The sequence below is a fragment of the Micromonospora zingiberis genome, assembly GCF_004331455.1.
Taxonomy (GTDB): domain Bacteria; phylum Actinomycetota; class Actinomycetes; order Mycobacteriales; family Micromonosporaceae; genus Micromonospora; species Micromonospora zingiberis.
The window spans coordinates 46,730-69,188 of record NZ_SJJR01000022.1 but is presented as its reverse complement, the minus strand read 5'-3'; the positions used below and the strand labels follow the sequence as shown (position 1 = coordinate 69,188).

General features: G+C 71.6%; 16 protein-coding genes. 9 read left to right on the top strand and 7 right to left on the bottom strand.

Translation table 11 applies throughout. From position 1 onward, the window contains the following. Window positions 1–213 precede the first annotated feature (213 nt). Both E0H26_RS24555 and E0H26_RS24550 read left to right on the top strand, forming a co-directional pair. Window positions 214–831: a hypothetical protein gene (locus E0H26_RS24555; protein ID WP_240742345.1), complete on the top strand. Its 618-nt coding sequence runs from the start codon at window positions 214–216 to the stop codon at window positions 829–831. Continuing rightward, entirely contained in the window at window positions 828–4,070 is a 3,243-nt protein-coding gene (locus E0H26_RS24550) for an ATP-binding protein (RefSeq protein WP_131307697.1), read from the top strand. The genes E0H26_RS24555 and E0H26_RS24550 overlap by 4 nt, the downstream gene beginning before the upstream one ends. A 43-nt stretch (window positions 4,071–4,113) precedes the next feature. Here the strand turns inward: E0H26_RS24550 and E0H26_RS24545 are convergent, their stop codons facing one another. After that, a complete protein-coding gene (locus E0H26_RS24545; RefSeq protein ID WP_131307695.1) occupies window positions 4,114–4,785 on the bottom strand; it encodes a polysaccharide deacetylase family protein in 672 nt (223 codons plus the stop codon). A gap of 82 nt (window positions 4,786–4,867) precedes the next feature. Continuing rightward, entirely contained in the window at window positions 4,868–6,490 is a 1,623-nt protein-coding gene (locus E0H26_RS24540; RefSeq protein WP_131307693.1) for a glycoside hydrolase family 43 protein, read from the bottom strand. 256 nt (window positions 6,491–6,746) lie between these two features. Between E0H26_RS24540 and E0H26_RS24535 the strand changes: the two genes are divergently transcribed. From E0H26_RS24535 to E0H26_RS24520, 5 genes are all read left to right on the top strand, one after another. After that, complete coding sequence (locus E0H26_RS24535; RefSeq protein ID WP_131307691.1) at window positions 6,747–8,039, top strand: extracellular solute-binding protein; 1,293 nt, start codon at window positions 6,747–6,749, stop codon at window positions 8,037–8,039. A gap of 48 nt (window positions 8,040–8,087) precedes the next feature. After that, window positions 8,088–9,107, top strand: a complete 1,020-nt coding sequence (locus tag E0H26_RS24530; RefSeq protein WP_131307689.1) for a LacI family DNA-binding transcriptional regulator — start codon at window positions 8,088–8,090, stop codon at window positions 9,105–9,107. Between the two features lie 213 nt (window positions 9,108–9,320). Then, a complete protein-coding gene (locus E0H26_RS24525; protein ID WP_131307687.1) occupies window positions 9,321–10,337 on the top strand; it encodes a LacI family DNA-binding transcriptional regulator in 1,017 nt (338 codons plus the stop codon). A gap of 56 nt (window positions 10,338–10,393) precedes the next feature. After that, window positions 10,394–10,549: a hypothetical protein gene (locus tag E0H26_RS29435; protein ID WP_165521973.1), complete on the top strand. Its 156-nt coding sequence runs from the start codon at window positions 10,394–10,396 to the stop codon at window positions 10,547–10,549. 42 nt (window positions 10,550–10,591) lie between these two features. Next, window positions 10,592–11,602 carry an NAD-dependent epimerase/dehydratase family protein gene (locus E0H26_RS24520; protein WP_131307685.1) on the top strand — a complete coding sequence of 337 codons (1,011 nt, stop codon included), beginning with the start codon at window positions 10,592–10,594 and terminating at the stop codon, window positions 11,600–11,602. A gap of 96 nt (window positions 11,603–11,698) precedes the next feature. Here the strand turns inward: E0H26_RS24520 and E0H26_RS24515 are convergent, their stop codons facing one another. Continuing rightward, window positions 11,699–12,673 carry an Acg family FMN-binding oxidoreductase gene (locus E0H26_RS24515; RefSeq protein WP_131307683.1) on the bottom strand — a complete coding sequence of 325 codons (975 nt, stop codon included), beginning with the start codon at window positions 12,671–12,673 and terminating at the stop codon, window positions 11,699–11,701. 466 nt (window positions 12,674–13,139) lie between these two features. Here E0H26_RS24515 and E0H26_RS24510 point away from each other — a divergent pair, with 466 nt between their 5' ends. Beyond that, entirely contained in the window at window positions 13,140–13,778 is a 639-nt protein-coding gene (locus E0H26_RS24510) for a response regulator (protein WP_131307681.1), read from the top strand. A 251-nt stretch (window positions 13,779–14,029) separates the two neighbouring features. On the opposite strand, the gene E0H26_RS24505 is transcribed toward E0H26_RS24510, so the two are convergent. Both E0H26_RS24505 and E0H26_RS24500 read right to left on the bottom strand, forming a co-directional pair. Next, window positions 14,030–15,703, bottom strand: a complete 1,674-nt coding sequence (locus tag E0H26_RS24505; protein ID WP_131307763.1) for a GAF domain-containing sensor histidine kinase — start codon at window positions 15,701–15,703, stop codon at window positions 14,030–14,032. 100 nt (window positions 15,704–15,803) lie between these two features. Then, on the bottom strand, window positions 15,804–16,805 hold the full coding sequence (locus E0H26_RS24500; protein WP_131307679.1) for an Acg family FMN-binding oxidoreductase: 1,002 nt from the start codon (window positions 16,803–16,805) through the stop codon (window positions 15,804–15,806). 240 nt (window positions 16,806–17,045) lie between these two features. Here E0H26_RS24500 and E0H26_RS24495 point away from each other — a divergent pair, with 240 nt between their 5' ends. After that, window positions 17,046–18,974 (top strand): heavy metal translocating P-type ATPase, encoded by a 1,929-nt coding sequence (locus tag E0H26_RS24495; RefSeq protein WP_131307677.1) that lies wholly within the window; start codon window positions 17,046–17,048, stop codon window positions 18,972–18,974. 22 nt (window positions 18,975–18,996) lie between these two features. Here the strand turns inward: E0H26_RS24495 and E0H26_RS24490 are convergent, their stop codons facing one another. Together E0H26_RS24490 and E0H26_RS24485 are read right to left on the bottom strand one after the other, a co-directional pair. Beyond that, window positions 18,997–19,872 (bottom strand): universal stress protein, encoded by an 876-nt coding sequence (locus E0H26_RS24490; RefSeq protein ID WP_131307675.1) that lies wholly within the window; start codon window positions 19,870–19,872, stop codon window positions 18,997–18,999. Between the two features lie 172 nt (window positions 19,873–20,044). After that, entirely contained in the window at window positions 20,045–22,438 is a 2,394-nt protein-coding gene (locus E0H26_RS24485; protein WP_131307673.1) for a phosphoketolase family protein, read from the bottom strand. Between the last annotated feature and the right edge of the window lie 21 nt (window positions 22,439–22,459).

Below are 22,459 nucleotides of genomic sequence, written 5' to 3'. Positions count from 1 at the left end.
GCTGTCGGTTATTGGCAGCGACCTTGGTGACCTTGCGCTCGTCGGACGCCGTCGGCAGAATCGGCCCGGACGCGAGGCTGCCTCGTCGCTCAGTCCATCCCCTCCGAGTTTCGCTCATCACCGTCAACGTGGTGAAAGCTCGTGCCACAGAGGAGCATCCGCATGCCGGAAAAGGAACTGACGCTCGTTGACCGGTGCGTTCTCATCACGCTAATGATCAAAGCGGCCCCGCTGCCACAGACGTACTTCACCAACGTCGCGGGGATCAGCATCAAGCCCGAACACCGCCGTCGACTGGAGTCCCTCGATCTGATCGAGGTGACGCCAAAGCCAAGGATCGTCCTGGAATTGACTACCAAGGGCTGGGAGCGGGCCGTCGAGGAACTAGGGGCGGAAGCGCCGAAGAGGGCGGGCGCCTCGGGCGGAACGCTGTACGTTGCCCTGGACTTCCTGCGCCGGCTGATCGACCATTCGGGCACCCCTGCCGACGACCTGTTCCGGTTGCAGATCAAGGCAGACGAAATCGCCTTGGCGGTGCCGGCAACGGGCTTCGCCCCAACACCCCCGGCGGTCGACGCGGTCACCCGGGTGCGGCAGGCGTACCAGGAACTGGCCGGCCGCCCCGGCGACTACGTCATGCTCGCCGACCTGCGTACCGTGCTGGCGGACCTGCCCCGCGCGGAGGTCGACGCCGCCCTGCTCCAGCTCAACCGGGAACGCAACATCCACCTGGTGCCGGAATCCAACCAGAAGGTGCTCAAGCCGCAGGAGCGGGCAGCGGCGGTGAGCATCGGCAACCAGGACAAGCACCTGCTCGCCATCTCGTCATGACCACCGACGAGGAGCGGCGGGCCCTGACCGCGCTGCGGTTCAACTGGGCCCCGACCCCGGACGACGTCTGGAAGCCCGCACCGTTCCATGTCGAGGCGCTGCACCACGACGTACTCCGGACCGTGCTGGACAGCTTCGCCGAGGCGGACCGCAGCGTCGACTCCAGCCCGGTCGGGGTCGCCATCCTCGGTCAGCGGGGCACCGGCAAGACCCACCTGCTCGGCACCGTGCGCCAGGAGGTGCAGCAGCGCGGGGGATTCTTCTTCCTGGTCGAACTCCTGGAGGCGCGTGCCTTCTGGCACAGCACCGCGATGTCCATGCTCTCCGGCCTCGCCCGGCCGATGCCAGACGGAACGACCCAACTGCGTGCCTTCCTGCGTCAGCTGGCGGACCGGATCGACGCACCCCGGACGGTACGGCGGGCGGTCACCGGAGAGACCGAACTCAGCCGACCCGCCGTGGACGCCTTCGTCGACCTGGTCCGCAAGGCCAACCGCCAGATCGGGACCGAGTGCCAGGACACCCTGCGGGCGTTGGTCCTCTACGGCGCCGAGTCGTCGGCCTTGGAGGACATCGGCTACGACTTCCTCTCCTCCAGCGACGAGGAGGAGCCGGGTAGCCGGGCCGCCTGGGGTCTGCGACGCAGTCGGCGGGCTCCCCAGGAGGTGGTCCGTGACGTCTCCCGGCTGCTGGCCATGGTCGCCCCGACGGTGATCGCGGTCGACCAGATCGACCTGATGGTCGCCCAGTCCGTCAAGGCGACGAACCAGGAGGTCCGCGGCGAGGTCGACTGGCAGACGTCGCTGCTGCTGGAGCAGGTGGCCAGCGGTCTGATGGCGCTGCGCGAGACCACCAAGCGCTCGTTGTCGGTAGTCTCCTGCCTGCCGCAGACCTGGCGCGACGTCAAGGAACAGGCCACCGACACGGTGCAGGACCGCTTCCGGGAAGCGGCTCCGCTCAAGGAGATCCCGGCCGTGGCGGTCGGCCGGGAAATGGTCGAGAAGCGGTTCGCGGTGCTCTTCGACGAGATCAGCTTCGTGCCGCCGTACCCCACCTGGCCGGTCCACCCTGACGCGCTCACCGAGGTCGTCGGGTTCACGCCGCGGGAGCTGCTGCGCCGGATCGACACGCATGTCCGGGCCTGCCTGGCCGCCGGCGAGGTGCAGGAGCTGCGGCATCTGCTGCACTCGACCGCCGACGCGCCGGCCACTGCGGCCGCGGCCATGGCGGCGCGGGCGCCGGCCGCCGCGAGCCTGGCCGACGAGTTCGGCAAGATCGACGCACGGTACGCGGAACTCGTCGCCGGGGCCGACCCGGAGCCCGCCCTCACCCAGCAGTACGAGGACGTGCGGGTCCCGGAACTGTTGAAGGCGGGGTTGACCGCGTGGATCGCCGAGCAGGGCGTGGCCGTCGAGGAGTTCAGTCTCGACCCGATCCCAGCGGGCGGAAAGCCGGCCCTGCACGCCCGGCTGCGGCACAGCCTGGACGAGGAGAGCGAGGACGAGGAGCACTGGTCGTTCCGGGCGGTCTGTGCACCCCACCACATTGCCGCGCTCAACCGGATTCGCAATGCGGTCACCGCTGCCGGCCTCGCCGAAGGGATCGCCAAGCGGAAGCTCTTCTTGCTGCGTACCCCAGAGTGGTCGCGTGGTGCCCGTACCCGTGAGGTGCTGGATGCTTTCGAACGGGCCGGCGGCCAGACGATCTCCTTCCCCGCGGCGGACATCCGCCGCCTGACCGCCCTGGAACAGCTCATCCAGCACTTCGGGCTGGAGACCCTGCGGCCCTGGTTCGCTGGCCGGCGGCCCGCCTCCGACATCACCTGTCTGCGCGCGGCGCTGGGCAGCGGACCCGGCGCGACCGAGGCGACCCCGACGCCGCCCGGTCCTGCCGGTGTCGGGTTGGTCGCGGGGCCGACCGTCCTCGACGTGCCGACCCCGGCGTCGCCCGGGCCGGGCGGGTCGGCCGACGCCTGCCCAGCGGTGGCCGGGATCGATCCGGAGCAACTGGACATCGGCGTCGTGCCGGGCCGGCCGGACCCGGTGCGGGTCGGTCTCGAATCGCTGCGCCGGCACACGGTGATCTTCGCCGGTTCCGGCTCCGGTAAGACCGTCCTGATTCGGCGACTGGTCGAGGAGTGCGCACTGCGTGGCGTCTCCGCCATCGTCCTCGACCCGAACAACGACCTGGCCCGGCTCGGTGAGGGCTGGCCAGCAGCGCCGACCGGCTGGGGACCCGGCGACGCCGACCTGGCTGCGGCCTACCTGTCCGGCACGGATGTGGTGATCTGGACGCCGGGTCGGCAGGCGGGTCGGCCGTTGACCTTCCAGCCGTTGCCCCGGTTCGCCGACGTGCTCGACGACCCGGACGGGTTCACCGCGGCGGTCAACGCCGCCGTTGCCACCCTCGCCCCGCTCGCCCGGGTGGACGGTGGCACCGACAAGGCCCGCCTCGGGCGGGCCGTGTTGCGCGAGTCGCTGACCAGCTATGCCCGGACCGGAGCCCACGACCTGCACGAGTTCACCGAACTCCTCAACGATCTGCCCGACGGGGTGAGCCAACTCGACGGTGCGCCGAAACTGGCCGCCGGCATGGCGCAACTGCTCAAGGCGGCGCTGATCAACGATCCGCTCTTCGGTGGTGCCGGTACCCCGGTCGACCCCGGCGAGCTGCTCACTCCGCCGCCGGGTCGACGCGCCCGGGTGTCGGTGATCAGCTTCGTCGGCCTGCCCGAGGATCATCAGCGGCAGAGCTTCGTCAACCGGTTGCAACTGGCCCTGTTCACCTGGATCAAGCGGCACCCGGCCGGGGACCGGCCACTCGGCGGGCTCTTCGTGATGGACGAGGCCCAGACCCTGGCTCCGTCCGGCGCCGTCACGCCCTGCACGCAGAGCACCCTGGCCCTGACCTCGCAGGCCCGCAAGTACGGGCTGGGGCTGGTCTTCGCCACCCAGGCACCGAAGGGGCTGCACAACCAGATCCCGGGTAACGCGGCCACCCAGTTCTTCGGGCTGCTGACCGTGCCGGTGCAGATCGAGGCGGCCCGGGAGGTGGCCAGGGCCAAGGGCACCGACATCGCCGACGTCGGCAAGATGCGTACCGGGCAGTTCTACGCCGCGGTCGAGGGTGCCCGGTTCGTCAAGATGCAGGCTCCGATGTGCCTGAGCCACCACCCGCGAAGCCCGCTGACCACCGAGGAGGTCGTCGACCGGGCGGCCAACCCGTCGACCGCACGGTAGCCCGGCGCGGCGCCGGTTGGCAGGTCACCGGCCACCGGGTGGGTCACCGGGTGGTGCTGCCTGTCGCTGGTGGGGGTAGGGCGAAACGCCATCCGTGTGCCCGCAGCGGCGCGATGACGAGGTCGACGGCGTCGACGGTCTGGCGGCGATCGCCGCCCCCGTCGTGCAGCAGCACCACCGCGCCGGGGGTGACGCCGTCGGTGAGGCGACGGACCAGTTCGTCGGTGCCGGGTAGTGCCCAGTCGGTCACCGCCAACTGCCAGCCCATCGGCCGCATCCCCAACGCGGTCGCCACCGGCGGGGTCTGGCCCCAGGCGCCGTACGGGGCCCGGAAGTAGGGCACCCGGGCCTGCGGTACGGCCCGGCGGATGACCGCGTTGGTTTCCAGCAGGTCCGAGGCGATCCGGCCGGCGGGCCAGCCGCTCATGTCGTCGTGGTGCATGCCGTGGTTGCCCAGCGCGTGCCCGGCGGCGGTGATCCGGCGGACCAGATCGGGGTGCCGCGCGGCCTGGTCGCCCTGGAGGAAGAAGACGGCCGGGACATCGTGGGCGGCGAGCACGTCGAGCAGGCGCGGGGTGTGCACCGGGTGTGGTCCGTCATCGAAGGTGAGGCAGAGGACGTGGTCGGTGCCGATCGTCGTTTCGGGGCGTACGGCCGCGCCCGGCCCGGACGTCGTGTGCCGTGGGCTCGGCGGGGGAGATGTGCGAGCTGACATCGTGCTGACCTTCCGTGCCCGGGTACCGACTGTTAAGCAGGGGCCCTTCCTCTACCGCAGGCGTTAACAGGGTGCCCTTCCTTCACTCCTGGAGGTAGGTGGCGTGGTCGAAGTCGGCGTAGTGGCCGTCGCCGCCGATGTCCTGTACCCAGAGCCCGAGCAGGGAACCGGTGAAGCCCCAGGCGGCTGGTTCCCCGTCGACGATCTGCGCCGCGTGCTCGTCGGAGAGGATGGTGGCGTCGAGGGTGACGGGTAGCTGCTGCCAGCCGCCGCCGAGGTCGTACGCGAAGTGCAGGACCGGGCCGTCGAACGTCACCCGGAGCCCGACCCGGCGGGCGCCGTCGACGTCGACGGCGAGCCGGGGGTACGCGGTGCGTAGGCCGCTGTCGCAGCTGAGCAGTTCCAGCATCACCCGCCCGTCATCGGCGCGGGTGAGGTACAGGTAGTGCCAGTTCTGGGTGTTGTAGTAGCCGGTGATCCCGGCCAGGTGGCGGTGATTGCCGGGGTCGAACTCGACGACGGTCTCCAGTGAGCAGCGTGCCGCCCCGACCCGTCGGGCCACCAGGCTGGGAGTCTGCTTACCGACCGGTGACTGGCCACCGTAGACCCGTAGGTGCGACGGGCGGGACCGCAGGTCGATCCAGTCGTCGGTGGCCGGCCGGCGCAGCGTCGACCACCAGGTGGCCAGCTCCGGGGCGTTGAAGTGGTCGGTCGCCGGCTCGTCGGGCCAGGGGTGGGGTGGCAGGTCCGGGGCGGCGACCTCGTCGGCCGGGATCCGGCCCGGGATGCTCGGCCAGTCACCCGGCGACCATTCGACCTTCTGCAGCGCGGTCTCCCGGCCGAGGACGCAGTTGCCCAGCGGGGTGTAGGGGCGGGCGACCAGGTGGGCGACGTACCACTCGCCGCGCTGGGTGCGTACCAGGCTGCCGTGTCCGGCCTTCTGCAGGGTGAGGTCCGGCCGGCCGACCGAGGTGAGCAGCGGCCCGGCCGGGTCGACCTCGTACGGCCCGAACAACTCGCGCGAGCGAGCGACCGTGACCTGGTGCTCCCAGCTGGTGCCGCCCTCGGCGGTGACCAGCCAGTACCAGCCGTCGTGGCGGTAGAGGTGCGGCGCCTCGGTGAGGCCGACCTCGGTGCCGCCGAAGATGAGCCGGGCCGGTCCGACCAGTTGCCGGCGGACCGGGTCGTACTGCTGGATCTCGATGCCGCCGAAGCGGTCGCGGCCCGGTCGCCAGTCGGCGCTCATCGCCAGCAGCCATACGCTGCCGTCGTCGTCGTGGAACAGCGAGGCGTCGAAGCCGTGCGAGTGCAGCCGCACCGGGTCCGACCACGGACCGGTGATGGCCGGTGCGGTGGTGAGGAAGTTCTGTGCGTCCCAGTAGCCGCTGGCGAAGCTGGCCACGTCGCTGTAGACGAGGTGGAACAGCCCGTCGTGCCAGGTGAGGTCCGGTGCCCAGATGCCGTTCGAGTCGCCGCAGCCGCGCAGGTCGAGCAGTCGGCGTTCGGTGACGATGCCGCCCAGCGCCCGCCAGTGGACGAGGTCCTTGGAGTGGTGCACGCGCACGCCGGGGTACCACTCGAAGGTCGAGGTGGCCAGGTAGTAGTCGTCGTCGACACGCAGGATGGACGGGTCCGGGTGGAAGCCGGAGAGCACGGGGTTGCGGATCGACCGGGCGGTCGTCACGTCTGCGATCTCGGTCGACATGTTCGACTCCTTCAGGCTCCGGTCCCGGTGCACTTCCGGAAGTTTTGCCGGCGGAGGCGCCAGGATCGCCCACAGGTTATCGGCTGGAGTCTGCTTGCGACACCCCTCTTGACCGGGTGTGTCAACGCGTCGTAACGTGCCCGCCATCACCTCGAAAATACCGGCATTGGGCTGAAACTTTCGGGCTGCCGACTGGCCTGTCGCCGACTGTGGTGCTGCTCCGCGCGCAGGCAGATGGTTCTCGAAGGGATGGGTCATGACAGCGCAGTTCTCCCGCAGGTCGCTGCTCGGTCTGGCCGGTGCCGGAGCCGGCGCGTTGCTGCTCGGCGGCTGTGCGAGTGATGAGTCGAGTGGCCCCGACGGTCCCCAGCGGATCAGGTGGTGGCACATCCAGAACACCGATCCCATGCTGCCCGTGTGGGCCGAGATGGCGAGGGTGTACGAGACCCGGCACGACAACGTCACGATCCAGGTTGAGCCGCTGGAGAACGAGGTGTTCAAGGCCGAACTGGCCAGCGCCACGAAGGCCGGATCGCCGCCGGACCTGTTCCAGTCCTGGGGCGGCGGTCTGCTGCGGGAGCAGGTCGACGCGGGACTGGTCAAGGACATCACCGCGGAGGTGTCGCCGTGGATCGGCCAACTGCTGCCGGCCGCGTTGCAGCCGTACACCGTGGACGGCCGGATCTACGGCATCCCGTTCGACATCGGCATGATCGGATTCTGGTACAACCGGGATCTCTTCGCCGAGGCCGGCATCACCTCGCCGCCGAGCACCTGGGCCCAACTGCTGACGGCGGTCGGCAAGCTCAAGGCCGCCGGCATCGTGCCCATCGCGTTGGCCGGTAAGGACAAGTGGCCCGGCCACTACTACTGGGCGTACCTGGCGATGCGCATCGGTGGCCTGGGTGCGCTGCGGCGCGCGGCCGAGGACGGCAACTTCAACACCCCCGACTTCGTGGCGGCCGGCGAACGTTTCCGCGAACTGATCGCGCTTCAGCCGTTCCAGCCGGGCTTCAAGCGGGCGGAGTACGGCTCGTCGGACGGGCAGGCCGCGACGATGGGCAACGGTGAGGCCGCGATGGAACTGATGGGCCAGTGGGCCCCCTCCATCCAGGCGTCGTCGTCGACCAGCAAGCTGGGCATCGGCGGTCAGCTCAGCTTCTTCACCTTTCCGGTGGTGGAGGGCGGCAAGGGCGAGGCCACCGACGCCTTCGGCGGTGGTAACGGTTTCGCGGTCGGCCGCGACGCGCCTTCCGCCACTGTGGACTTCCTGCGTACGTTGCTGCGGGCGGAGAACCAGCGCCGGTCCGCCGAGACCGGTGCCGTGCTACCCACCAACCTGGCCGCTGTCGGCCGGATCAAGGACCCGAACAACCAGGTGGTGGCCGCTCACCTGGCCGTCGCGACCGGGTTCCAGCTCTACCTCGACCAGGCGTTCCCGCCAGCGGTCGGCGAGCAGATCAACAAGAGCGTCGCGGAGCTGATCGCCGGCTCCAAGCGGCCGGACCAGATCGTCAGGGACATCACCCGGGTGGCGAAGAAGCGGTAGCGAGGTCCGCTGACCGGCCGAGGGAAGATCGAGCAGAGGAGGGGCCGCGTGGCTGCCAACGACAACCGTACGGTGACCATCGCGGCGATCGCACGCCTGGCTGGGGTGTCGGTGCCGACGGTGTCGCGGGTGATCAATGGTCGTTCGGATGTGGCTCCGCAGACGCGTCAGCGGGTGGAGGAGTTGCTGACGCGGCATGGTTACCGGCGTCGGCCGCCGAGTATGCGGGCGAGTTCGGGTCTGGTGGATCTGGTCTTCAACGATCTGGACAGTCCGTGGGCGGTGGAGATCATCCGTGGGGTGGAGGATGTGGCCCACGCCGTCGGGGTGGGCACGGTGGTGTCCGCCATCCACCGCCGTACCTCGTCGGCCAAACAGTGGCTGGACAACATCCGTACCCGCTCCACCGAGGGGGTCATCTTCGTGACCTCCACCCTTGAGGGCCCGCAGCAGGCCGAGCTGCGCCGGCTCAACATCCCCGTGGTGATCGTCGATCCGGCCGGGGTGCCCGCCCAGGACGCGCCGACCATCGGTGCCACGAACTGGGCGGGTAGCCTCCGTGCCACCGAGTACCTGATCGGTCTCGGCCACCGGCGGATCGGCTTCATCGCCGGACTGCCGCAGTTGATGTGCAGCCGGGCCCGGATCGACGGCTATCGAGCCGCCCTGGAGGCCGCCGGGTTGCCCGTCGACGACCGGTTGATCCAGCCGGGCAACTTCTACCACGAGGCCGGCTTCTCCGGCGGTGCGCGGTTGCTGGGCTTGGCGGATCCACCGACGGCGATCTTCGCGTCGAGCGACCAGATGGCGTTGGGTGTCTACGAGGCGGTACGGCAGCGAGGGCTGCGGGTGCCCGGGGACATCAGTGTCGTCGGTTTCGACGATCTGCCGGAGGTGCGGTGGTGTTCGCCGCCGTTGACCACGGTGCGGCAGCCGTTGGCCGAGATGGGGATGCTGGCCGCGCGTACGGTGCTGCGGTTGGCCAAGGGGGAGAAGGTGGAGAGCCCTCGGCTGGAGTTGGCGACCGAGCTCGTCATCCGCGACAGCGCGGCAGCCCCGAAGGGCTGACCGCGCACCCCTCGCCCGATCGATCCGGCGGGTGAATGCTGGCCATCAACCCGGACGGCTATCGTGCGCTGGTCGTTGGCCGCGATGCCAACTCGGCCAACTACCGGTAGGCGGCTGGAATTTTCCAGCACTAGGGTAGGGGAGGCAGCCGGCAGCCCGTCCCGGCCGCTCCTCGTCGCCGCGCGGGCTGTCGCCGTACCGGTTGGGAGTGCTGTGGCTGCCAGAGAGACCCGCAAGGTGACCATTTCGGTGATCGCCGATCTGGCTGGGGTGTCGGTGCCGACGGTGTCGCGGGTGATCAATGGTCGTTCGGATGTGGCTCCGCAGACGCGTCAGCGGGTGGAGGAGTTGCTGACGCGGCATGGTTACCGGCGTCGGCCGCCGAGTATGCGGGCGAGTTCGGGTCTGGTGGATCTGGTCTTCAACGATCTGGACAGTCCGTGGGCGGTGGAGATCATCCGTGGGGTGGAGGATGTGGCCCACGCCGTCGGGGTGGGCACGGTGGTGTCCGCCATCCACCGCCAGAACACCTCGGCCGAACAGTGGCTCGACGGCATGCGCCGGCGCGGCACCGAGGGGGTCATCTTCGTGACCTCGATGGTGGAGCCCCCGCTCCAGGCCGAGCTGCGCCGGCTCGACGTCCCCGTGGTGATCGTCGACGCGGACGGACTGCCGGCACAGGAAGCGCCGACGATCGGCGCCACCAACTGGGCCGGTGGCCTGCGCGCCACCGAATACCTGATCGGCCTGGGCCACCGGCGGATCGGGTTCATCGCGGGGCCGCCGCAGTTGATGTGCAGCCGGGCCCGGATGGACGGCTACCGGGCGGCCCTGGAATCCGCCGGGATCGCCTTCGCCGAGGAACTGATCTGCCCCGGCGACTTCTACCACGAGACGGGTTTCTCCGGCGGAACCCGGCTGCTGGGCCTGGCCGAACCACCGACGGCGATCTTCGCGTCGAGCGACCAGATGGCGTTGGGTGTCTACGAGGCGGTACGGCAGCGAGGGCTGCGGATACCGGACGACATCAGCGTGGTCGGTTTCGACGATCTGCCGGAGGTGCGGTGGTGTTCGCCGCCGTTGACCACGGTGCGGCAGCCGTTGGCCGAGATGGGGATGCTGGCCGCGCGTACGGTGCTGCGGTTGGCCAAGGGGGAGAAGGTGGAGAGCCCTCGGCTGGAGTTGGCCACCGAACTCGTTATCCGCGACAGCGCCGCCCCGGCGGCGTAGAAAACTATCGATACTTTTCCGGAAGTTGTTGACCGCCGTGTCGGCGGGAGCCGACGATGGAGTTGGTCGCCCCGTTCGCCGAATGGGGCGGTCAGGTGGTCGCCCGCCGTGCCCGCGGCACCGCCGAACCCTGGCCCGCGCCGACCGGACAACTGAACGTCCGGCCGGCGCGGGCGCCCACGTTCTGCCCACGGCAGATCTGCCGACGGTGAACCGGACTCCCGTCCGGCGCCGGTCGACGGCAGGCTGACGAGATGCGATTGCTGATGCTGGGCGGGACCGGGTTCGTGGGCGGGGCCACCGTCGAGGAGGCCCTCCACCGGGGCTGGAGCGTCACCGTGTTCAACCGGGGGCGGCACGGGGCGCCTCCGGCAGGCGTACGCCGACTGGTGGGTGACCGCAACGCCCCCGACGGCCTGGCCGCGCTCACCGACGGCGAGTGGGACGTGGTCGTCGACACCTGGGACGGCGCGCCACGGGCCGCGCGGACCGTGGCGCGACTGCTCGCCGGCCGGATCGGCCACTACGTCTACGTCTCCAGCGGGTCCGTCTACGCCCCGCCGGTGCCGGCCGGGGTGACCGAACAGGCGCCCGTGGTCGACGCCGACCCGGACGCCACCGACGGCGACTACCCGCAGCTGAAAGCCGGTGCCGAGCGGGCTGTACGCGAAGTGTTCGGCGAAGCCGCGTTGCTGGCCCGCGCCGGCCTGATCCTCGGCCCCGGCGAGGACATCGGCCGGCTGCCGTGGTGGCTGACCCGCATCGCCCGAGGCGGCGACGTGCTGGCGCCCGGTCCCGCCGACCTGCCGGTGCAGTACATCGACGCCCGGGACCTGGCGATCTTCCTGCTCGACTCCGCCGCCGCACGGCGCGGCGGAACGGTCAACGTGGTCGGCCGGTCCGGGCAGGCCACCATCGGAGAGTTGCTGGACGCCTGCCTCGACGCCACCGGCGCCGACGCCCGGCTGCGCTGGGCCGATCCGGAGCGGATCCTCGCCGCCGGTGTGGTGCCCTGGAACGACCTGCCAGTGTGGATCCCGCCAGGGCACGACTGGCGGTGGATGCAGCAGATGGACGTCAGTCGCGCGTACGCCGACGGGCTCAGCTGCCGGCCACTGGCCGACACGGTGGCCGACACCTGGTCGTGGCTGCGCCACGTCGGCGAACCCCCGTCCCGGGCCGGTCGCCCGCCGGTCGGTCTCGACCCGGAACGCGAGGCCGCCCTCCTCGCCACGCTCGGCGACACCCCCACCCGGCTGCCCTGACGTCGCTTTCCCGTGACGGGGAAGCGGATGTCCGTGATGCCGAGGGCCTGGCCGCTGGCGGCCGGAGGTGTTTGCGTGGCGGCGGGGACGTGCGTGCTATGCCTGGTGGACCGGCAGGTCCAGTACTTCGTCGACGTGGCGGCGAGGGGTGGGCCAGCCGGGCTGGCCGTAGCCGATCCGCATCACCATCTGCGGGGCGCCGAAGCGGCCCAGCGACACGCGAAGCTGTTCCCGCGCCGACGGCACCTCGATCGGTTGGGACAGCATCGACACCGACAGGCCCGAGTCCGTGGCGGTGAGCAGTACCCGCTGCAACGCCTGACCGGCGACGACCTGGTCGACGGCGGTGTTGCCGGCCGAACCGAGCACCGCGACCAGCGGTTCGGGTTCGAAGTCGCGGCCCGGCGATCGGTGCTGGCCGCCGAAGCCCCGGGCCGGAAGCAGGTCCTGCGGTTCGCCCCGGGGGCCGCCGGCAGCGGCCGGTACGCCGTCGAGCGCGTGCTCACGGCGTACCCAGGACTCCCGCTCGGTCCGGTAGGCCGGGTCACGTTCGAGGACACGGTGCGCGCCGTGAGCGATCTCGGCGAACGCGTTGACCGCACTCACCCCGATCAGCAGTTCCAGCCAGCAATGCTCGGTGCGCGCCGCCTCGCCCAGCCGCCATCGCGCGTCGGCCGGGACAGGATCGGGCCAGAACGGGGCGCGGTTGCTGAACCGGCGGGGAATGGCCGCGTACAGACTCTGCTCGGCGGGGGTGGGCCGGCGTGGCACGTCCGGTAGCAGCCGCGCCACCACGTCCGGTTCCGCCGGGTACGGTCGCAGCCGAACCGTCGCCGGGGTCCCTGCCACCGTCAAGGCCAGCCGCAGGTTGAACAGGGCAGCTCCGGCGGCGATGCGCGCACCCCAGCCGCTGGGATCGGTGGCGGGTAGCCGGCGGCCCGAATCGACGAGGACCTCGATGCCGCCGTCGCGCAGCCGGAACCGCCACGGCTGGACGTTGTGCAGCGACGGCGCGCGGATCGCGTCGGTGGCCGCGGCCCGCAGTTGTTCGACGGTGTAGCCGATCTCCATGGTCGTGCCCCCCTCGCGCTCACCCGTTACACCCCCCACGGTGCGCCCCCAACACCCCCTCCCAGCAGGGCCACACGTCCCGACCTCCCCAGGCCCCCCGCGCCACCCCACCCCCCCTTGTCCGCCCCGCCTTGTCCGCCCCGCCTTGTCCGGCCCGCGTTGATCAAGACCCTTTGGTCGCGACTCCACCCAGATCCCGACCCAAACCTCTTGATCAACCACAAAGCCCCAAGGCCCGCGTTGATCAAGAGGTTTGCGTCGGGGTGCCGCGCGAAGGCCGACGCAAACTTCTTGATCAACCCGGGCGGGTGGGTCGGCCCGCGGTGATCAAGAGGTTTGGGTCGGGGTTCGGCCAAAGGTTGACGTAAACCTCTTGATCAACCACGTGGAGGGGGAGGGGAGGCGGGGGAGGGGTTGGGACTTTTGGCCCGTGTGGGGGGTGGGGTGGGCGGGGTAGAAACGGGGGATGATCCGGGTGTTCTTGCTTGACGACCATGAGGTCGTACGTCGTGGCCTCGCCGATTTGCTGCACGCCAGTGGTGACATAGAGGTGGTCGGTGAGTCCGGCTCCGCGCCGGAGGCGGCTCGGCGGATCCCCGCGCTGCGGCCCGACGTGGCGATCCTTGACGCTCGGCTGCCGGACGGTAACGGCATCGACGTCTGCCGTGACATCCGGGCGGTGGACTCCTCGATCAAGGGACTGATCCTGACCTCGTACGAGGACGACGAGGCGCTGTTCGCCGCGATCATGGCCGGTGCGTCCGGCTACGTGCTCAAGCAGATCCGGGGCACCGACCTGGTCGACGCGGTGCGTCGGGTGGCGGCGGGCCAGTCGCTGCTCGACCCGGCGATCACCACCCGGGTGCTGGAACGCATTCGAAGCGGTGTGGAGCAGCCCCGCGAGTTGCAGGCGCTCACCGAGCAGGAACGGCGGATCCTGGAGTACGTGGCCGAAGGGCTGACCAACCGGGAGATCGCCGGCAAGATGTTCCTGGCGGAGAAGACGGTCAAGAACTACGTCTCCAGTGTGCTGGCCAAGCTCGGCCTGGAGCGGCGTACGCAGGCCGCCGTGCTGGCCACCCGGCTGCTCGGCAAGACCCACTGACCGGACCCGGCGTACCGAGCGCCTCGGGAAAGAGCTAGCCCGGGCCGGACCCGGCGCGACCCGGGGGCATCCCGCAATGATCCAGCCCGGACCGGATCCGGCGCGCAGCCGAGTACACCCCGGACGCTGGGGCCGCCGAGCCCAGTCGAGTACAGCCCGGAACCTGGGGCCGCCGAGCGCAGCCGCAAAGATTCAGTCAGGTTGGCGGTGTGTCGGGTAACGCGACCGAGGATTAACGGGCGCGGGGCCGGTCAGTCGCGCAGCGGGACCGACCAGCGCAGTTCGGTGCCGCTCGGTTGGGCCGGGCGTACCTCGAAGGTGCCGCCGTGGCGTGCGGCGCGTTCGCGTAGGTTCACCAGGCCGCCCCGGGCGGCGGCCGGGTCGCAGCCCACCCCGTCGTCGGTGACGACCAGGGTGACCTGGCTGGCGTCGACGGTCACGGTAACCGACACGGCGGACGCCTCGGCGTGGCGTACGGCGTTGGAGAGGGCCTCGCGCAGCACGGCGGTGAAATCCGGGCGGACCGCGTCGGGTACGGCGCTGTCGATCGGCCCGACCAGTTCCAGCCGGGGCCGGTAGCCCAGCGACTCGGCGGCCACCTCGACCGCCTCGCTGATCTCGGTACGCAGCGCCGCGCTCACCGGGCTGCGCAGTTCGAAGATGGTGCGGCGGATGTCCTTGATCGTGGCGTCCAGGTCGTCGACCGCGGCATTGACCCGCTTGGCGAGTTCGGGGCGGCCGGCCAGCGGCACGGCGCTCTGCAACTGGAGGCCGGTGGCGAACAGCCGCTGGATGACCACGTCGTGCAGGTCCCGGGCGATGCGTTCGCGGTCCTCCAGCACCACCAGTTGTTCCCGTTCCTCCTGCCCCCGGGCCCGTTCCATGGCCAGTGCGGCCTGCCCGGCGAAGCTGCCCAGCAGCACCACGTCGTCGTCGGTGGCGCCGTCGTGGTCGGCGCTGTGTGCGATCACCAGTACGCCGTGCAGGGTGTCGGCGGTGGCCAGGGGGGAGATCACCGCCGGCCCGGTGTGCAGTACCGCCGGCCAGGGCGCGGCGTGTGCGAGGTCGTCCACCGAGGTGTGCCGGCCCTCGGCGACCGGGCCGGCGAAACTGGTGTCGGCGGCCGGCAGCACCGTGCCGACCAGCGCGCGGGCCTGAGCACCGGCGCCGTCGACGACCTCCACGGTGAAGTGGTCGGCCATGTCGTCGTAGAGCAGCACCAGGGCCAACTCGGCCTCGGCGACCTCCCGGGCACGGCGGGCCACCAGGGTCAGCGCGTCGGTGCGTTGCACCTCGCCGAGCAGCAGCGAGGTGATCTCGGCGGTGGCGGCGAGCCAGCGTTCCCGCCGGTGGGCCAGCGCGTACAGCCGGGCGTTCTCGATCGCCACGCCGGCCGCCGCCGCGAGCGCCACGACGATCTCCTCGTCGTCGTCGGTGAACTGGGCGCCGCCCTGCTTCTCGGCCAGGTAGAGGTTGCCGAAGACCTGGTCCCGGATGCGGATCGGCACGCCGAGGAAGGTGTGCATCGGCGGGTGGTGCGGCGGGAAGCCGTACGAGCGGGGATGCTGGGTGATGTCCGGCATCCGCAGCGGCTTCGGGTCGTCGATGAGCAGGCCGAGCACGCCCCGGCCGTGCGGCAGATCGCCGATCTTGGCATGCAGTTCCGGCGAGATGCCGTGGGTGATGAAGTCGTGCAGCGTACGGTCGGTGCCGATCACCCCGAGCGCGCCGTACCGGGCGCCGGCCAGGTCGCAGGCCGACTGCACGATCCGTTGCAGGGTGCTGCGCAGGTCCAGATCGGTGCCGATGCCGACCACCGCGTCGAGCAGGGCCCGCAGTCGTTCCCGGCTGGTCACGACCTCGCCGACCCGGTCCAGCATCTCCTGGAGCAGTTCGTCGAGGTGGACCCGGGACAGCGGACTCAGCCCGAGCGAGGGTGGCTCGTGCCGGGGGTTCGGTGCGCCGACGGTCACCCGGCGATGCTAACCGGCGTACGGCCGGGACCGAACGCCGCGCGGGTGCCGGTCAGCCGCCGTCCACCGCCGAGGTGTCCACCACCTGTTCGCGGGGCAGTCGCGGGGTGTGCGGCGGACCGGCGTGTTCCGGGTCGGCCACCCCCAGGCGCAGCACGAGGTACGGGTGGCCGAGCCCGGCCAGCACCTGCCGCAGGATCTGACGGGTGCCTCCGACCTCCACCACCCCGCTGAGCGGCACCACGGAGACGCCCAGCCGGGTGGCGAGCAGCCAGCCGGCCGAGAGCGCCTCCCCGGCGCGCAGCCAGCTGCGCGGGTCGTCCTCGTCGCCGTACAGCACCCCGTACGATGCCGCCTGGTCGTGGCCCGGTCCGGCCGGGAGGCCGCCGGGGCGACCGAAGTCGCGGCCCGGGACGGTGGTCTGGGCGGGCTGTTCCAGCAGCACCTCCGGGGGCAGCCCGCTGCCACCCGCGCGGCTGGTCCAGTAGTCCAGTTCCGCGCGTAGCTGGGAATCCTCCGACTCGACCGTGCCGGCGTGCGAGGCGGCGGCGGCCAGTTGCAGCACCTGGTCGCGGTCGAGGATCTCCAGCCGGGCGCCCTCCCCGGCGACGGTTGCCGCGATCGCGGCCAGCGTCTCCCCGCTGACCGGTTCGTCGCTGACCGGCCGCCGGTCGGTGTGCCGAACCTGCATGCACTGCACCATCCGCATCGCGTCCGGGTCGACGCCGGAGAACTGCGGCTCGCTCAGCCGGGCGAGCAGCTCCGGCTCGCCCGGCTCGGGCATCCGGTGCACGGTCGCCGTCCAGCCTTCGGCGGCCAGTGCCAGCCGCGCGTGGTGCAGTGCGGCGCCGCAGCTGAGGGTGGCCAACTCGCCCGTCGGGTCGGTGGCCGTCAACTGGCGGTCGTGGAACACCCGCAGCTCCAGCGCCTCGGGAAGGACCCGCCAGCGCCAGGGTTGGGTGTTGTGCACCGAAGGCGCGTGGCCGGCCATCGCGGCGGCCTCCGCGAGGGCGGTGGTCAGCGGGCGGTGGGTAGCCGGCGTCTGGTGGCTCATCGTCACGACCTTTCCGTCTGTCCCCATCGTGCCGCACCTCGGTGCCGCTGTGGGGCGGGTCGAGTTCATCCTGCGGCACCCGTCGGCCACCCGCACGGCCCGCTGGGCCCGCATCCGGGGGCACTACGGCCCGGAATCTGCCCGGACCGCACCACCGGGCTGGGCCCGCGTCCGGTAATTCGGCCCGGAATCTGCCCGGACCGGCCCTCACCCGGGCCCGGAGGTTGACACGATCCGCTGGTGGGGGCGCAGGCGGAGACCGCAGAGCCGGGGCGCGGCGCGGGCGAGTGCCTACCGGAGCAGCCGACGCGACGTGGCCCGCCCGGTCGGCGGGGCCTGCGCTGGGGGCTGTGGGTCCCGCTGACCGGGCTGACCGCGCTGGTGCTGGTCGGGGCGGGGCTGTGGCTGTCCGGGCGGCGCGGCGCGGCCGACCTGGTGTGGGCGGCGGTCACCCTGACCGCGTTGCTGCCGGCCGCCGTCTCCGTGCTGCGCGACCTGTGGCGGCGCCGGTTCGGCGTGGACGTCATCGCGGTCCTGGCGCTGGCCGGTGCGCTCGGCGTCGGGGAGTACCTGGCCGGCGCGGTGATCGCGGTGATGCTGGCCACCGGACGCACGCTGGAGGCGTACGCGCAGCGCCGGGCGACCCGTGACCTGCGGGCCCTGCTGGAGCGGGCGCCCCGGACCGCGCGGCGGCGCACCGCCGACGGTGGGGTCGAGGTGGTGCCGGTGGACCGGGTGGCGGTGGGGGACCGGCTGCTGGTCGGCCCGGGTGACGTGGTCGCCGTCGACGGGGTCACCGAGGCACCCGCGACACTGGACGAGTCGGTGGTGACCGGGGAGTCCCGGCTCGTCGATAAGGGGGCCGGCGCGGCGGTGGCCAGCGGCGTGATCAACGCCGGCGCCGGGTTCGGACTACGGGCCACCGAGAGCGCGCAGCGCAGCACGTACGCGGGCATCGTCCGGCTGGCCGAGGAGGCGACCGCCCGCAAGGCGCCGACCGTACGACTGGCCGACCGGTACGCGGCGGCCTTCGTGCCGTTCACGCTGGTGCTGGCCGGGCTGGGCTGGGTGTTGTCCGGCGACTTCATCCGCGCGGTGGCGGTGCTGGTGGTGGCCACCCCGTGCCCGCTGCTGCTGGCCACCCCGATCGCCATCGTCTCCGGGCTGTCGCGGGTGGCCCGCCGGGGGGTACTGGTGCGCGACGGCGGTTCGCTGGAGGTGCTGGGCCGGGTTCGTACCCTGCTGGTGGACAAGACCGGCACGCTCACCGCCGGTCGTCCCCGGGTGGCCGGGACCGTCGTCGCCCCCGGCGGCGACCCTGACGAGGTGTTGCGGCTGGCCGCGTCGGTGGAGCAACTGTCCCCGCACGTGCTGGCCGCGGCGCTGGTCGGGCAGGCCGGTGACCGGGGACTGCGGCTGACCACGCCGACGGAGGTGACCGAGGAACCGGGCCGGGGGGTGAGCGGCCGGGTCGACGGGCGGCGGATCCGGGTCGGTCAGCTCACCGGTGAGCCGCCGCAGTGGGCCCGCTCCCGCGTCGAACAGCCCGGACACTCCGTGGTCTGGGTGGCCGACGACGCCGGGCCGCTCGGCGCGGTCCTGCTGGAGGATCCGGTACGCCCCGACGCCCGCCGCGCGGTGCAGCGGCTGCGCGCGGCCGGCCTGACCCGGATCGTGATGGTCACCGGCGACCGGCCGGACACCGCCCGGCGGGTGGCCGACGCGGTGGGGGTGGACGACGTGCTGGCCCGGTGCACCCCGCAGGAGAAGGTTTCCCGGGTGCGGGCCGAGGCCGACCGGGCGGTCACGGTGATGGTCGGTGACGGGGTGAACGACGCACCGGCGCTGGCGGAGGCGCATGTCGGGGTGGCGATGGGTGCCACCGGGGCGACCGCCTCCGCCGACGTGGCCGACGCCGTACTCACTGTCGACCGGCTCGATCCGCTCGCCGACGCGGTCGAGGTCGCCCGGTACGCCCGCCGGATCGCCGTGCAGAGCGCCACCGTCGGGATGGGGCTGGCCGTCCTGGCGATGGGGTTCGCGGCGGCCGGCCGGCTGCCCCCGGTGGCCGGCGCCTTCCTCCAGGAGGGCATCGACGTACTGGTGATCCTCAACGCGCTGCGCGCCCTGCACGGCGGCCCGCGCGCCGGCCCCGCCCCGCCGACCTAGAGATCGACGGCGGGGCGGGCGCTCAGCGTTCCCGGACCACGGCCACCGGGCAGTGGGCGTGTTGGATGAGTTGTTGGCTGACCGAGCCGAGCAGCATGCCGCGTAGCCCACCGCGGCCCCGGGTGCCGACCACCATGAGCTGTGCGTCGCGGCTGGCGTCGATCAACAGCCCGGCGGCTGCGGCGGGGGCCGTCTCGACACTTGTCTCGACGTCGGGAAAGGCTTCCTGCCAGCGGCGTAGCGGCTCGTCCAGGTCGGTGCGCTGATCGGCGATCGCCGCGTCGCGGGCCTGTTCGCCGGTGAGGTTCCACTGATCCCGCTGGGGCTGCCAGGCCCGCAGCACGCGCAGCGGCACCTCGCGCAGCGCCGCTTGCTCGACGGCGAAGCCGAGCGCCAGCAGCGACTGCTCCGAGCCGTCCACGCCGACCGCGACAGCTCCGGCCCGGTTACGGCCGGCGGTCTCGCGCCGGACCACCACCACCGGGCAGTGCGCGTGCGCGGAGACGGTGACGGCGGTCGAGCCGGCGAGCAGGCCGGCGAAGCCGCCGTGCCCACGGCTGCCCAGCACCAGCAGGCCGGCCTCGGTGGAGCACTCCTCCAACACCAGGGCGGGTGGGCCGTCGAGTACCTCGCCGCTGACCGTCAGGTCGGGGTGCGCGGCGGCGGCGTCGGCCGCCGCCTTGCGTACCAACTCCTCGACCTGCTGCCGGGCCTGCTCGTCCGGCCACATCCCGGGCGTCATGCCGGGCCCGAGCCAGCCGGCCACCGTGAGCCATTCGAAGATGTACGCCAGCCGCACCGCCCGGCCGTCTCGGTTGGCCTGCGTCAGCGCCCAGTCCAGGGCCGCCGCCGCGTCCGGCGAACCGTCGTAACCCACCAGGATCGGCCCGTCACTCATGACACCGCTCCGCTTCGCTGCGCGCCGCCATGAGGCACGGGCGCACTGAGCTGATGATTCGCTCGCAGACGCTCGCTCATGACGCCGCTCCGCTTCGCTGCGCGCCGCCATGAGGCACGGACGCACTGAGCTGATGATTCGCTCGCAGACGCTCGCTCATGACGCCGCTCCGTTATGGGTTGGTCTGGTCGGTTTCGCGGACCCAGCGCCATTCGGCGACCCGGGGATCGTCCTCGCCGTACCGGCGGGTGTAGTCGCGGCAGGACTGCCGGGCGTCAGTCATCTCCTGCCGCAGGTGCGCCGCGCGGGAGGCCAGCCCGGGCACCCGGTCGATCACGTCGATCACCAGGTGGAAGCGGTCCAGGTCGTTGAGCATCACCATGTCGAAGGGCGTGGTGGTGGTGCCCTCCTCCTTGTATCCGCGTACGTGCAGGTTGCCGTGGTTGGTGCGGCGGTAGGTGAGCCGGTGGATCAGCCACGGGTAGCCGTGATAGGCGAAGATGATCGGCTTGTCGCGGGTGAAGAGGGTGTCGAACTCGTTGTCCGGCAGGCCGTGCGGGTGCTCGCTGGGCGGCTGTAGCCGCATCAGGTCCACCACGTTGATCACTCGTACCTTGAGTTCGGGTAGGTGCTGGCGCAGCAGGTCGGCCGCCGCCAGGGTCTCCAGCGTCGGTACGTCGCCGGCGCAGGCGAGCACCACGTCCGGCTCGTCGCTGTCGTCGGTGCTGGCCCAGTCCCAGATGCCCAGGCCGCGCCGGCAGTGCTGGATGGCCTCCTCCATGGTCAACCAGTTCGGTGCGGCCTGCTTACCGGCCACCACCACGTTGATGTAGTGCCGGCTGCGCAGGCAGTGGTCCATGGTGGAGAGCAGGGTGTTGGCGTCCGGCGGCAGATAGACCCGGACCACCTCGGCCTTCTTGTTCATCACGTGGTCGATGAAGCCCGGGTCCTGGTGCGAGAAGCCGTTGTGGTCCTGCCGCCAGACGTGGCTGGAGAGCAGGTAGTTCAGCGACGCCACCGGCATCCGCCAGGGAATGCCCCGGGTCACCTTCAACCACTTGGCGTGCTGGTTGACCATCGAGTCGACGATGTGGATGAACGCCTCGTAGCTGGTGAAGATGCCGTGCCGGCCGGTCAGCAGGTAGCCCTCCAGCCAGCCCTGGCAGAGGTGTTCGGAGAGGACCTCCATCACCCGCCCGTCGGGGGCGAGGTGGTCGTCGCCGGGTACGGTGCCGGCCATCCAGGCGCGGTCGGTGACCTCGAAGGCGGCCTGGAGCCGGTTGGAGGCGACCTCGTCCGGGCCGAACAGGCGGAAGCTCTGCGGGTTGGCGGCGATCACGTCGCGGACCCACTTGCCCAACTCGCCGGTGGCGCCGGTGACCGTCGCGCCGGGCCGGGGCACCTCGACGGCGTAGTCCCCGAAGTCCGGCAGGACGAGGTCACGCAGCACCTGCCCACCGTTGGCCACCGGGTTGGCGCTCATCCGTCGGTCACCCCGGGGCGGCAGCGCGACCAGTTCGGCGACCGGGGCGCCGGTGGCGTCGAACAGCTCCTCCGGCCGGTAGCTGCGCAGCCAGCGCTCCAGTTCGGCCAGGTGCGCCGGGTTGGTGCGGACCTCCGACAGCGGCACCTGGTGGGCGCGGTAGGTCCCCTCGACCTGCTTGCCGTCGACCACGTCCGGACCGGTCCAGCCCTTCGGCGTACGCAGGATGATCATCGGCCACCGGGGGCGTTCCACGGTCGCGCCGGAACGGGCCCGACGCTGGATCGCCGCGATCTCGTCGAGCGCCCGGTCGAGGGTGGCGGCCAGCAGCTCGTGCACGGCGGCGGGCTCGTCACCGGCCACCACGTACGGCTGGTAGCCGTTGCCGCGCATGAGGTCGAGCAGGTCGGACTCGGGGATCCGGTCCAGTACCGTCGGGTTGGCGATCTTGTAGCCGTTGAGGTGCAGGATGGGCAGCACCGCGCCGTCGCGGGCCGGGTTGAGGAAGACGTTGGACAGCCAACTGCCGGCCAGCGGGCCGGTTTCCGCCTCCCCGTCGCCGATCACGCAGGCGACCAGCAGATCCGGGTTGTCGAAGGCCGCGCCGTAGGCGTGGCTGAGCGCGTACCCCAGCTCGCCGCCCTCGTGGATCGAACCCGGCACCTCCGCCGCCACGTGGCTGGGGATGCCGCCGGGGAAGGAGAACTGGCGGAACAGCCGCGCCATGCCGGCCTCGTCGCGGCCGACGCCGTGGTAGCGCTCGCTCCAGGTGCCCTCCAGCCAGGCGTTCGCGACCAGGGCCGGGCCGCCGTGCCCGGGGCCGGTGAGGTAGATCGCGGACAGGTCGCGGGCGACGATGGCCCGGTTCAGGTGCGCGTAGATCAGGTTCAGGCCGGGGGAGGTGCCCCAGTGGCCGAGCAGCCGGGGCTTGACGTGGTCGGCGGCCAGCGGCTCGCGCAACAGGGGATTGTCGAGCAGGTAGATCTGGCCGACGGTGAGGTAGTTCGCCGCCCGCCAGTAGGCGTCCAGCCGGCGCAACTCGTCATCGGTCAGAGTGCTCTTCAGGTCCAGGGCGGTGTCCATACCGGGTGAGCCTCTCGCGGT